This is a genomic window from Paenibacillus rhizoryzae, assembly GCF_059686995.1.
Genome location: NZ_JCAALT010000006.1, coordinates 452,029 through 465,717, shown reverse-complemented (window position 1 = coordinate 465,717; position 13,689 = coordinate 452,029). Strand labels below are relative to the sequence as shown.

The 13,689-nt window shown below is 50.2% G+C and carries 10 protein-coding genes; 9 read left to right on the top strand and 1 reads right to left on the bottom strand.

Annotation, left to right across the window (positions count from 1 at the left end; genetic code table 11):
- Nucleotides 1-239 precede the first annotated feature (239 nt).
- Nucleotides 240-818, bottom strand: coding sequence for a GNAT family N-acetyltransferase (locus AC6ESO_RS20050; RefSeq protein WP_497092909.1), 579 nt, complete (start codon nucleotides 816-818; stop codon nucleotides 240-242).
- Nucleotides 819-1,070: 252 nt separating this feature from the next.
- On the opposite strand from AC6ESO_RS20050, the gene AC6ESO_RS20045 reads away from it, so the two are divergent.
- From AC6ESO_RS20045 to AC6ESO_RS20005, 9 genes are all read left to right on the top strand, one after another.
- Nucleotides 1,071-2,645 (top strand): response regulator transcription factor, encoded by a 1,575-nt coding sequence (locus tag AC6ESO_RS20045; protein ID WP_497092908.1) that lies wholly within the window; start codon nucleotides 1,071-1,073, stop codon nucleotides 2,643-2,645.
- 23 nt (nucleotides 2,646-2,668) lie between these two features.
- On the top strand, nucleotides 2,669-4,387 hold the full coding sequence (locus tag AC6ESO_RS20040) for a sensor histidine kinase (protein ID WP_497092907.1): 1,719 nt from the start codon (nucleotides 2,669-2,671) through the stop codon (nucleotides 4,385-4,387).
- 143 nt (nucleotides 4,388-4,530) lie between these two features.
- Nucleotides 4,531-6,240 (top strand): ABC transporter substrate-binding protein, encoded by a 1,710-nt coding sequence (locus AC6ESO_RS20035; protein ID WP_497093013.1) that lies wholly within the window; start codon nucleotides 4,531-4,533, stop codon nucleotides 6,238-6,240.
- A 215-nt stretch (nucleotides 6,241-6,455) separates the two neighbouring features.
- A complete protein-coding gene (locus AC6ESO_RS20030; RefSeq protein ID WP_497093012.1) occupies nucleotides 6,456-7,319 on the top strand; it encodes an ABC transporter permease in 864 nt (287 codons plus the stop codon).
- Between the two features lie 13 nt (nucleotides 7,320-7,332).
- Nucleotides 7,333-8,253 (top strand): carbohydrate ABC transporter permease, encoded by a 921-nt coding sequence (locus AC6ESO_RS20025; RefSeq protein WP_497092906.1) that lies wholly within the window; start codon nucleotides 7,333-7,335, stop codon nucleotides 8,251-8,253.
- Nucleotides 8,253-9,377 carry a family 8 glycosyl hydrolase gene (locus AC6ESO_RS20020; RefSeq protein WP_497092905.1) on the top strand — a complete coding sequence of 375 codons (1,125 nt, stop codon included), beginning with the start codon at nucleotides 8,253-8,255 and terminating at the stop codon, nucleotides 9,375-9,377. Before AC6ESO_RS20025 ends, AC6ESO_RS20020 begins: the two co-directional genes overlap by 1 nt.
- 78 nt (nucleotides 9,378-9,455) lie before the next feature.
- Nucleotides 9,456-11,531: an alpha-glucuronidase family glycosyl hydrolase gene (locus tag AC6ESO_RS20015; protein WP_497092904.1), complete on the top strand. Its 2,076-nt coding sequence runs from the start codon at nucleotides 9,456-9,458 to the stop codon at nucleotides 11,529-11,531.
- Between the two features lie 222 nt (nucleotides 11,532-11,753).
- Entirely contained in the window at nucleotides 11,754-12,824 is a 1,071-nt protein-coding gene (gene uxuA / locus AC6ESO_RS20010) for a mannonate dehydratase (protein ID WP_497092903.1), read from the top strand.
- 2 nt (nucleotides 12,825-12,826) lie between these two features.
- On the top strand, nucleotides 12,827-13,678 hold the full coding sequence (locus tag AC6ESO_RS20005) for an SDR family oxidoreductase (protein ID WP_497092902.1): 852 nt from the start codon (nucleotides 12,827-12,829) through the stop codon (nucleotides 13,676-13,678).
- Nucleotides 13,679-13,689: the final 11 nt, after the last annotated feature.

The following is a 13,689-nucleotide window of genomic DNA, read 5'->3' as shown; positions in this document are numbered from 1 at the left end:
TTGCACAAAATGCAGCATTATTAGAGAAATGGCAGCTCGGCGGTTATAGAAGGGGAGAATGTTGCAAATTTCGCAACATTTCCTCTCTGAAACCTCCTTTGCTCTTTGAATGTTGCATAAAAAGCAACATTCAAGGAGCATGCTTGCCAGTGATGATCAAAGTTGGATGGCAGAACATGCGCATGTGCTAATCCCATAACCACCCAACGGATTTCCCATGAAAGAACCCCGCGTTATTCCTAACGCGGGGTTTGTTTTGTAAACTTATAAACCGCCTTAATAAACCCGCCAAACACCTCGTGGCTGTACGTAAACCCGCGGCTGAGGTAGAAGTTCAGCGCCGCCTCATTGCCATTGGAAACATAGATGAAGATGATGTCCACATGAGGGGAGCTCTCCAGCCAGTCGATCGACATGTCGAACAGCTTGGAGCCAAGCTTCATATCCCGATAGCCGTCGCGGATATATAAATTGTTTAAGCAGCCGACTTTAGCGGGCAGGTCGTCCCAATCCGGATAGAAGCCTTTGCCTCCGCGGGGAGCCCAGTCCGGGTAGGCATTTCTGCTGCTTTCCTTGATTTCGTCGATCGTCGAGAATACATAGCCAATCGGCATACCATCGTCCTTCGCGACAATAACCTGGCTCTCCAGTGCATGGTCATAGCTTCGTTTCATCCGCGTATCGAAATTCATCGCATCAAACACTTCCGGCAGCATTGTCGCCCGGGATTGCTGGAATGCCATCAGTTCATTGCAGAGCGCTCTGCATGGCTCGATATTGCCGTCCTTGATCACTTCAATTGTAATGTTCCCCATCATTTCACCTCATTCATAACTTGACGGTTGTTGTCCGAATGCCTAGCCTTAGAGTATCACAGAACAGGTAATAGAGCGCAATCGCAGCATTTTCTTTAGAAAACGAAGCAAAACCTATACTTCTTTAAGTTTACGAAAGCAGGATGTCTTAGTAAAATGGATTGAATTTGAAAATACTAAAGGAACAAAAACTTTTTGGTGACGCGACTTGTAAGCGATTACAGTGATAAATAAACCAAAATCGGAGGCATTCCTATGAGAAAAGCGATTCTGGTTGACGATGAAATGTTTGCCCGCAAAGGACTTGTAGGGCTTATCCCTTGGGAGGAATATGGCTTTCAGATCGTTGGCGAGGCGGAGGATGGGGAAGAAGCGCTCGCCCTAATCGAGCGTCAGATGCCGGATCTCGTCATTACCGATATTCGTATGCCTGTACTGGACGGGCTCGAGCTTATTCAGACCGTTCAGGAGCGAATCAGCAAGGATATTAAATTTATCATTATTAGCGGTTATGGCGATTTCAAATATGCGCAGCAGGCTGTTCGTTACGGCGTTCATGATTATTTGCTGAAGCCCATTGACGAGAACGAGCTCATGGAAACGTTAGCGCGCATTAATGAGACGCTTGATGAGCGTCCGCCGTGGCAAGAAGGGAGCAAGCTCCTATTCCAAATCTCCCTGTTCGAACAGCTCCTCTCGGGCAAATCAGATGAGAAGCTGCTTGCGGATGCGGCGCTGTTCTTGGGGCTGCCGATCAATAAACAGCTGCGATACGTTGCGCTTGAGCTCAATAATGTCCCTCCTCACCTCAGTGAGGAAGAGAAGAATGAGCAAATTGGCGAGGTGAAAGAAGCCGTCCTTAAAGTGCTCCGGAGGTACGCACCGGACAAAGAAACTTTCATCTACATTCCGAGTATGTACGGACTTGGATTTCTGATTCCATCGGGCCAAGGACCGGATTGGGTGAAGCGGCTGGCTGATGATCTAATCCGGGCGACAGCAGGAAGAAGCGAAGGCGTATCACGCGTCTATGTTGGCGATCGAATCAACGGACTGGATCAAGTGAAAGCTTCTTACACGACGGCTATGGAAACGATGAAATATAAATTCGCGCAGGCGCCCAAAGAAGCGATCCTCTATGAGGATATCAAAGGCATGGTGCTGCAGTATAAAGAGATCGAGCAGACCCAGTATGTCGAGCTGATGGAGCGTTTGGAAGAGCATGACGGCGAGGGCGTAATGAAGCTCGTGGATGCGATGTTTGCTGCTTTCCGGGAGCAGGGTTTTGCCTTGGAATCGATACGCGCTTCGATCTCCAGATGTGTGCACGGGGCAACTAGAATCATCCAAACGATGCAAGGCGATGCGAATAAACTGGCGGCCTTCAATCCCATTATGCACTGGTATAACGAACCTCGAACATTGGAGAGCGTTAAGGGTCTGCTGATGGAATTTTTAACGGAGTGTACGGCATATATGGCGTCGCTGCGCAGCAAGATAGGGAAAGGCGAGATTGGCAAAATCAAAAGCTATATCGAAAGCCACTACGCCAGCAATATCAGCCTGAAGAGCATTGCCAAGCTCTTCTATATGAATCCGGTTTATTTGGGTCAGCTATTCAAGAAGTCATATGGCATGTATTTTAATGAGTTTCTGCTGCAAATTCGGATTCAAGAGGCGAAGAGCCAGCTTCGCCAGACGGATAAGAAAATTTACGAGATCGCGGCAAACGTCGGATTCGGCAATGCGGACTATTTCGTCTGCCAATTCGAGAAAGTGGAGGGGAAAACCCCGACCGAGTATAAAAATGCGATGATCGCAAAAACATAGAAGGCGCAGGAGGATTCACGTTCATGAGAATAAGCAGCGCCTTCCATAACATCAGGCTTCGAAGCAAGATGCTGATGATTTATTTTCTATCGGTATTAATTCCGGTTGTGCTCACGAACGTCATCTTCTACAACATTACGACGAATAACGTGAAGAACCAGAAGCTGAAAGACTTGTCGCTGGCTATCGAGCAGATGCGCAACGAGTTCATGTATCAGATCGATGCCGTAGTCGGCATCTCTTCCGTCCTTTATAACGATTCCATTATGAACGACTATTTGGATCAACGCTATGTGTATTCGTCCGATTACGTCATGAACTACCACTCCTATATTACGGACATGCTGGAGAAATACGCGCCTGTATACAGGGCGATTCAGAATATTACCATCTATACGGATAACGATACGATCATTTATGGCGGCTATGTCTCGCCTATTTCGCAGATTAGTCCCGATGCAGAGTGGTATAAACGGCTGGTAAGCTCAGGCACGTCTAATCCGATTCTTGTGCGCAATAATGAGTCTGCATCCGATCCATCGATCAGCATTGTCAGGCGAATGAGCAGCTCGGCGGGGCAGAATAATTTCGAGAAAATCATTAAGATTGACCTTGATCCCGGGCTCATCCGGCAAGTATTAAGCAATGTGACGCTGGAGGGCAACGTTTATTTGCTCGAAGGGGATACGGTTCAGTATTCTTCCGGCAAAGCGGACGGCGACGATATCTCGGACAATGACGGCATCGTATTCGAAGAAGGGTTCGCGAACAAGGAGTATTTGCTGAATTGGCGCGTTGCAGGCAAATTTCAAGAGCGAGAAGTGTTGGTAGAAGTCCGGAAGTCTAGGGAATTCGTCATCTATATGGCGCTCCCGAACATCCTTGTTCCTACGCTCATTATTGTTTGGTTCACACGCTCGCTCAATCAGCGGTTATTCCGTATCCTGAGGCAGATGAAGCGGGTGAAGAACCACAGCTTCGAGCTGATCGATAACGAAGAGACCAATGACGAAATCGGGCAGCTGACAACGGAATTCAACCGAATGACGATGCAAATCAAAAGTCTGATTCACGATGTCTATATGGCCGACATTCAGAAGAAAGAGCTGGAGCTTAGCCGCAACCAGTCGCAGCTGCATGCGCTCCAGAGTCAGATCAATCCGCATTTTCTATTCAACTCGCTGGAGACCATTCGCATGCGGAGCTTGATGAAGTCCGAAGAAGAGACGGCCAAAATCATTCATCATATGGCGAAGATCTTCCGTAAGTCTCTCTCCTGGGGCAGAGATATGGTAACGGTTAGAGATGAGCTCGATTTGGTCGAGAGCTTCCTGCAGATTCAGAAATACCGATTCGGGGACAAGCTGGATTACAGGATCGAGGTAGATCCGGACTGCGCCACAGAGAAAATTCCGAAGATGACGCTGCAGCCGCTGGTAGAGAACTCGAGCATCCACGGCATTGAGCCCTTGAAGAATGCCGGTTTGATCACGATTAGCGTGAGCAAATCTCCGGGTGGACTCCTCTGCGTGGTCAGTGATAACGGCGTGGGCATGACGGAAGAGAAACGAAACGAGCTGCTGCAAAATCTGTATTCGACCGAGGAAGAAATCGGGGAAAGCATCGGCATACGCAATGTTTATTTGCGTCTGAAGATGTTTTATGGCGACCGGGCGACCTTCGACTTGGAGAGCAGCAAAGGTTCGGGGACGTCGATTCGGATCGAAATACGATCTCTTTAATTTTCTAAGCGCGACATATAGTTTACCTGGTAAACAAAGATTGCTCGGCTTTGTATACTGAAGATGTTCAATTGAAGCGCTTACAAATTATAGAGCAGGAAGGGGACTTTTCTTTGAAAAACAGAAAGAAATGGCAACTAGGCATGATGTCGCTCGCGCTAATCATGAGTATTGTCGGCTGTTCCAGCGGCAATAACAATGCAAATGAAAACGCTCCAAAGGAAACAGGCAATGCTGCAACAACTAACACAGACACAGCTACGAACACAACAGATGCAGCTGAACCGGCGAAAGAAGAGCCCGTAACCTTCACTTATTTCAATGCTACGGCAAACAAAGACACAGATACGAACAAGACGGAAATCGGTAAAATCCTGGAGGATCAAACGGGCGTCAACTTCAAGATGGAGCATCTTGTAGGCGACTTGAATACGAAGATCGGAACGATGATCGCTAGTAACGAATATCCGGATATCCTGCAGCCGGATGCAGGCATCGACAAAGTTTTGGAAGCGGGCGCGTTCATTCCGCTGAACGATCTTATCGATCAATATGGTCCAAACATCAAGCGCGTATACGGCCCTTACATGAACCTGATGAAAGCGGACGACGGCAACATTTACTTCCTGCCATTCAGCGCGGTAGTTGGGGAATATAAGCCGAACCCAACGATCGACCAAGGCGCTTTCTGGGTACAAAACCGCGTCCTGAAGGATGCTGGCTATCCGAAGATCAAAACATTCGACGAGTACTTTAACCTGATTAAAGATTATGCAGGCAAGCACAAAGACGATAAATTGACTGGCTTCATGTCTTTGACGCATGACTGGCGCTTCTTTGCAACAACGAACCCGCCAAACCATCTTGCAGGCTACCCGAATGACGGCGAAGTCCAAGTGGATATGAACACAATGGATTCCAAAATCTACGCAGCCAACGATGATACCAAACGCTGGTTGAAGAAACTGAATGAGTTTAACGCTGAAGGGTTGTTCGACAAGTCTTCCTTCGTAGACAACTACGATCAATACTTGGCGAAGCTGACTTCCGGTAAAGTACTTGGCTTCTTCGATTACGGCTGGCAGGTGAACCAAGCGCTGCAAACGTTGAAAACCGAAACGTTGAAAAACGGCGGCAACGACGATCTGGAGTACTTCCCGCTGCCAATCACGTTCGACAGCGGCATTAAAGATCAATACATCGATCCAGCTTCCTTTGTAAATAACCGCGGCGTTGGTATCACAACAAGCGCGAAAGATCCTGTACGTATCATTAAATTCTTCAACAACCTGCTGACAGATGAGAATCAGAAGCTGGTACAGTGGGGCGTTCAAGGCAAGAACTATGAAGTGGACGACAAAGGCAGATTGTACAGAACGCAAGAAGAGATCGACAAGCTTAAAGATAACGACTACAAACGCCAAGTAGGTATCGGCTACTTCGAGTACTACTGGCCAATGTACGGTCAAGGCTCCACATTCCCGGATGGCAATGCCGTAAACCCAGGCAGACAACCAGAAGTTGCACAAGCATCCTTTACGCCTGCTGAGAAAGACCGTCTTGCGAAATACGGCGTTCAAACGTATGCAGAGATGTTCGCCGCTCCGGATGAGCGTCCTTGGTACCCGGCATGGAGTATCGCACTTGAGCAAGGTTCGGATGCACAAATCTACACCGCTAAGAAACCAGACGTACAACGCAAATACTTTGCGAAAATCGTCCTTGCATCGCCGGATAAGTTCGACGGTCTGTGGAACGAGTATGTAGGCGAAATCAACAAGCTTCCTGTAGCGGAATACGAGAAAACGATGACTGAAAAAGTCAAAGAAAAAGTGGCAAAGATTAAAGGCTAATAATTAAGTGTAAGGCGGAAGGCCGGAACTCGCATGCAGTACGGGGCCGGCCTTTCCTAATTTAGACATATAGAACCGGTTAGGTATGGAGAGGAGTGATCGCAATGATAAAAACCAAGCAGCAGGATGTGACTGTCGATCGGATACTTCTCGGTCAGAAATCCGGTATCGGCTTATTTCTGGAGAAGCTTGTGAAGCAGCGGGCGCTTGTCCTAATGTCCGTTCCGTTCCTTATTTGGCTTGTTGTGTTTAAATATATTCCACTATGGGGCTGGACGATCGCGTTTCAGAACTATAAGCCGGCGAAATCCTTCAGCGATCAGAAATGGGTAGGGTTGAAGCAGTTTAAGTTTATGTTCTCCGATGATCGGTTTCTGGTGGTGCTTCGCAATACGCTTGCCATGAGCTTAATCAATTTCGTTCTGGGCTTTGTAACAGCGATTATACTAGCGATTCTATTAAATGAGTTAAGAAAAGTAGCGTTCAAGCGGGTCGTCCAAACGATCAGTTATTTACCGCATTTTATTTCATGGGTTGTCGCAGCTACAATCATTCAGACCGTTCTCTCTGCCGATGGCGGGGTATTGAACGAAATTCTGATGGGTCTTGGGCTGATCAAGGAACCGATTCTCTGGCTTGGAGAAGGCAAGTATTTCTGGGGCATTCTTGGGATATCGGAAGTATGGAAAAACGTAGGCTGGAACACGATTATTTATTTGGCCGCTATGACGACAATCGATCCTGCGCAGTATGAAGCTGCCGAGATTGACGGAGCAGGACGCTTCCAGCGTATCTTCCATGTTACGCTTCCGGGCATCCGGCCCGTTATTATCATTCTGATTATTCTTAACCTTGGACAAATTCTAGAGACTGGCTTCGAGCCGCAGTATTTGCTTGGCAATGGACCGAACCTCGATTATTCCGAGAATCTTGAAATCTTTATTCTGAAGTATGGTATGAATCTGGGCAACTATTCATTGTCCGTCGCAGCAGGGATATTCAAGACGGTCATCAGCATCGTGCTATTGTTCTCGGCGAATTACCTTGCAAAACGGCTAGGCCAAGAACGATTGTTTTAAGGAGGAGAACAGCATGGCTAAATCGCAAGTAAATATGGCCCGTCATTCATCGGCAGGAGATCGGCTGTTCGATATCGCCAATTACACGTTCATGGTGCTACTCATGATCGTGACACTATATCCATTCATCAACATGCTGGCTGTTTCGCTCAACGATGCCGGAGACTCCATTAAGGGCGGCGTCTACTTATGGCCAAGGGTATTAACCTGGGAAAATTATGAGTATGTGTTCAAGCAAGGGGACATCTTGCACGCGACTATGGTCTCTGCATCGCGGACGATTCTCGGCACGCTTATTTCGACCTTCTGCTCGGCGATGGTGGCTTACACGATCAGCCGTCCGGAATTCGTATTGCGCAAATTCGTCACGCTGGCATTCGTGCTGACGATGTATTTTAACGGCGGCTTGATTCCGAACTTCTTGCTGATCCGCGAGCTTGGCCTGATGGGCAACTACTGGGTCTACATTATTCCGGGCATTGTCGGCGTATTTAATATCATCGTGATTCGTTCCTTTATTGAGGCGCTGCCGGAGGGCATACTGGAATCGGCGAGAATTGACGGGGCAGGCGAGTTTATGACGTTCCTGAAGATCGTCATGCCACTGTCGATGCCGGTGCTGGCGACAACTTCCTTGTTCACGGCGGTCTATCACTGGAATTCCTGGTTCGATGTGTTCCTGTATAACTCGTCGCATATTAGCTTAAGCACGCTGCAATACGAACTGATGAAGATGCTTCAAAACTCGAATGCTTCGATCAGCTCCTCTGGCGGTAATATGGATGGCTCGGGCGGAACGGCTGCAAACTTCGTCACACCGACATCCATTCGAGCTACGATGACGATTGTCGCAAGCTTGCCGATCGTGATGGTCTATCCATTCCTGCAAAAGTACTTTGTTAAAGGGATGACGCTGGGAGGCGTAAAAGGCTAATGACAGCACATTTCAATCTTCTGCTTGATTATGGTTATGACGCGAAGGACATCGAGGCGAAGATCGAGCAAACGTGGGAGCTCCTCTTCGGCGATCATGAAGCGACGAGGATCTATTACCCGTCCGGTGACGAAATGGGGTATATGCTCGATACCGGGAACCTCGATGTTCGGACCGAAGGCATGTCCTACGGCATGATGATGGCTGTACAGCTGGATAAGAAGGATGTCTTCGATCGGCTCTGGAGATGGAGCTATCACTATATGTACATGACCTCCGGCGAGAATAAAGGCTATTTTGCCTGGTCCTGCAACACAGATGGAACGAAGCGTTCGAACGGACCGGCGCCGGATGGAGAGGAATACTTCGCGCTTGCCCTATTGTTCGCCTCGCATCGGTGGGGCGACGGTGCGGCGCCGCTGGATTACAGCGTAAAGGCGCGCGCACTGCTGCATGACTGCATACACAACGGGGAAGACGGCATCGGCTATCCGATGTGGAACCCGGACAATAAGTTAATCAAATTCGTGCCGAACTGCGAATACTCCGATCCGTCCTATCATCTGCCGCATTTCTATGAGTTGTTTGCTCTTTGGGCTAATGAAGCGGATCGCCCGTTCTGGAGAGAAGCGGCGGAAGCCAGCCGAGCGTTTTTGTTGCTGGCTTGCCATCCGGAAACCGGCTTAGCGCCGGAGTACGCCCATTATGACGGAACGCCTAACGATGATCGCGGGTACGGACATTTCTTCAGCGATTCCTACCGGGTCGCAGCCAATATCGGGTTAGAAGCGCTGTGGTTTGGCGCAAACGAGTGGATGACGCGGGAGGCAGAGCTTATTCAAGCATTCTTCGCGGATAAGCATCCCGAGGACTACCGGCGGTATACGATTGCGGGTGAGCCGTTCGAGGAGAAATCGCTTCATCCGGTTGGGCTTATCGCTACGAATGCAGCCGCATCGTTAGCGGCACCGAATGGGCCTCACGCGCGCGAGAGCGTAGCGCTGTTCTGGAATACGCCTGTTCGCGAAGGTGATCGTCGCTATTATGATAATTGTCTCTACTTATTTGCCTTGTTGGCTTTAAGCGGGCAATATCGCATTTGGTCATTAGAAGCAGGAGAATAAAGTTGATATGTAGTAGGTAGGTCTCCTGTTACAGGAGGCCTTTTCCATTTCGCGAATGAGAGGCAGGTTGTCACAGCCATGAATAAAAGAAGTACAGAGAGCGGCTATGCATGCTGGCTTGATTATCAGCTAATCTCGAATGAATCACTACGAAGTGAATATAGGAAGAGCTGCTCGCAGCTAGTGATGACAGGCGATTCAGCGCTGCTGCAAGCGGCACGCAGAGAGTTGAACCTTGCACTGGGCTTGATGCTTGGCCAAGCACCGCAAGAGGTGGAAGAGGTTGTTGTGGGGAGCTTGCCGACGGTTGTGGTCGGTACAATTGGAAGCTCCCAGCTGCTGAACCCGCTCGCAGGTCTCTATAATTTCGATGAGCTGGGCGAGGAAGGGTATGTTATTCATCGGTCCGGGTCTGCGGATAATCGGATCTACCTGTCGGCCGATGCGGATAAAGGCGTGCTGTATGCGGTGTTCCATTTTATCCGGCTGCTGCAAACCGGGGAGAGCATCGAGCAACTCGCCATTCGCGAGCTGCCGAGCAACGCTCTTCGCATGATTAACCATTGGGACAATATGGACGGATCGATTGAACGCGGATATGCCGGGAGAAGTATTTTCTTCCATGAGGGTCGCTTTATCGAGGATCAAGAGCGTGTGAGGGACTACGCTCGGCTGCTGGCATCCGGAGGCATTAATGCCCTAACGATTAATAACGTTAATGTGCACAGCCAAGAATCGAAGCTCATTACGGATGAGTTTCTGCCGGATGTAGCGAAGACGGCTGCTATCTTCCGCGAGTATGGTATTCGTCTCTACTTGAGCATTAATTATGCGAGTCCGATGGAGCTTGGCGGGCTGGATACGGCAGATCCGCTTGCGCCAGAGGTAGCGCAGTGGTGGCATGGCGCGGCGAAGAACATTTACCGTTATATCCCGGATTTCGGCGGATTTGTAGTGAAGGCCGATTCTGAATTTAGACCGGGGCCGTTTACGTATGGAAGGAATCATGCGGACGGCGCTAACATGCTGGCCGATGCGCTGGCACCGTATGGCGGCGAAGTGATTTGGCGTTGTTTTGTCTACAACTGCCTGCAGAATTGGCGGGATCGCACTACGGATCGTGCTCGTGCCGCCTATGATCACTTCATGCCTCTGGATGGCACGTTCCGGGATAATGTGATGCTGCAGATCAAGAACGGGCCGATGGATTTTCAAGTACGGGAGCCGGTTTCCCCCTTGTTCGGCGGGTTGAAGGAAACGAATCAGCTGCTTGAGCTGCAAATTACGCAGGAGTACACCGGCCAGCAAAAGCATCTGTGTTTCTTGGTGCCGCAGTGGAAAGAAGTTTTGGAGTTTGATACTTATGCTCAAGGAGAAGGTTCGACCATTGCCGAAGTAGCTAGCGGGCGGCTGTTTGGAAGAGCGCGCGGCGGCGTAGCGGCAGTCGCGAATATCGGGGATGATGCGAGCTGGACCGGACATATTTTGGCGCAGGCGAACTGGTATGGCTATGCGCGGTTGGCATGGAATCCGAGCTTAAGCGCGGAGCGAATTGCGCGGGAATGGATTGCGATGACATTCGGCTTGGATTCGGCGGTGGAGCGTATCTTGCTCGGCATGCTGCTGAGCTCGTACAGCATTTACGAGGACTATACGGCTCCGCTCGGCGTAGGCTGGATGGTCAATCCGAATCATCATTATGGCCCTAACGTGGACGGCTATGAATATTCCAAATGGGGCACGTATCACTATGCGGATTGCCATGGGATGGGCGTTGACCGTACCGTGCGAAACGGAACCGGCTTCGCGGGCCAATATCATTCTCCGGTGGCGGAGCGGTACGAATCGCTTGCGTTGTGTCCGGATGAGCTTCTATTGTTCTTCCACCATGTCCCGTATACCCATCGGCTTAAGAGCGGCAAGACGGTCATTCAGCATATTTACGATACGCATTTCGAAGGTGCGGAGCGCGCGGCGCAGCTTGTAGAGCAGTGGAAATCGCTAGACTCGCTGGTTGGCAGCGAACGGTTTGCGCAGGTGCTTAATCGACTCACGCACCAAGCGGAGCATGCGGAAGAATGGCGCGATTGCATCAATACGTACTTTTATCGGAAATCGGGGATTGCCGATGAACGGGGGCGGTTGATTTATTAGTTTAAGGATAAAGCGCTAGTGCTGCAGGGATCAGGGATGTGCCTTCGGCCGCTGTTGATTGTGTGTTCTCTAGGATTAGACTAGGAGGTAACAACACACTAGCAAAGGCGGCACGTAAACTCTCCGGCACAATCCCTTTCACCCTTTTGCGCTGCGCTTTTTCGGAAAAGACTACTAAATAAACCTTGAAGAGAAGAGAAGAGAAGAGGAGGGAAGTGCGGCATGAAAATGGTGTTTCGCTGGTACGGGACCGGCAATGATACCGTTACTTTGAAGCAGATCAAGCAAATTCCGGGCGTGGAAGGGATCGTCTGGGCGCTGCATGATGTGCCTGCTGGTGAAGAGTGGCCGATGGACAAAATTCTTGCCTACAAGGAACAAGCCGATGCTTACGGCCTGCATCTGGAGGTTGTCGAAAGCGTCAATGTCCATGAGGATATCAAACTGGGGCTGCCTTCTAGGGACCATTACATTAACAATTATAAGAAGACGATTGAGAAGCTGGCGAAGGTTGGCGTCAAAACGATCTGCTATAACTTTATGCCGGTATTCGATTGGGTGCGGACGGAGCTGTTCAAGGAGCTGGAAGACGGTTCGACGGCACTCTTCTATGAGAAAGCTAAGGTAGACAGCATGGACCCCGGCGAACTTGTGAGCCGCATTGCGAATGAGCTGGATTTCACGATGCCGGGCTGGGAGCCGGAGCGGCTGAAGCTGCTTGCGCCGTTATTTGAGCAATACAAGCAGGTGTCTGCAGAAGATCTGTGGCGAAATCTGCAGTATTTTCTGGAACACATTATCCCTACCGCGGAGCGCCATGGCATCCAAATGGCCATTCATCCCGATGATCCGCCTTGGCCGATCTTCGGATTGCCGCGAATCATCAACAGCCAAGAAAGCATCCGCAGGCTGCTTCAGCTTGTCGACAGCCCCTACAATGGGGTAACGCTGTGCAGTGGATCGCTCGGTGCTAATCCGGACAACGATATTGTGGCTATGGTGCGGGAGTTTAAAGGCCGTATTCCATTCGCGCATATCCGGAATGTACGCGTCTACGACAACGGGGATTTCATTGAAACCTCGCATCGGACATCCGATGGAACGGTAGATATTGCAGGCGTCGTGCGGGCTTATTATGAGACGGGATTTACAGGATATGCTCGTCCGGATCACGGACGGCATATTTGGGATGAACAATGCAGGCCGGGATATGGGCTGTATGATCGGGCATTAGGCATTATGTATTTGTGGGGCGTTTGGGATTCCATGCGTGCAGGCGAGGTGGCGGAATGAGCATGGGCATACCAAAGCACGAGCATTTGCAGGGGAAGGTAGCTGTAGTAACAGGTGGAAGCGGCGTCCTGTGTTCCGCAATGGCGAAGGAGTTAGCGCGGCAGGGGATGAAGGTAGCCATACTCAACCGGACCGAGGAATCGGGACGGAAGGTGGTAGAGGAGATCCGCCGGGAAGGCTTTGAGGCGATATCGGTTGTTTGCGACGTGCTCGATGCATCGAGTGTGGATGTGGCGGCAAACGTAGTTATGGAGCAGTTGGGTCCATGCCATCTGCTCATCAATGGTGCAGGCGGCAATCATCCGGAGGGCAGCACGACCAACGAGATTTTTAGGGCAGAGGATGTAGGAGCCGAGGGGATTCGCACCTTTTTCGATTTAACGGAGAAGGGCTTCGGGTTTGTGTTCGACTTGAACTTTAAAGGCACGCTGCTGCCGACGCAGGCTTTCGCGAAGCAAATGCTTCATGTCGAGGGAGCGTCGATTATCAATATTTCGTCGATGAGCGCGCCTAGCCCGATGACCAAAGTGCCTGCTTACAGCGCGGCTAAGGCTGCGATCGATAACTTCACGCAGTGGCTCGCGGTGCATATGGCGGAAGCTGGAATTCGGGTTAATGCGATAGCGCCGGGCTTCTTCCTGACGGAGCAGAATCGGAAGCTGCTAACCCATGCGGACGGTTCGCTGACGGAACGTTCTCATAAAATCATTACCCATACGCCGATGCGGCGATTCGGGAAGCCGGAGGATCTGCTTGGTGCGCTAGTTTGGCTGGCGGACGATACCGTCTCCGGGTTCGTCACCGGGGTCACGGTTCCGGTGGATGGCGGTTTCATGGCCTACTCAGGCGTATAGGAGGAGGCGGC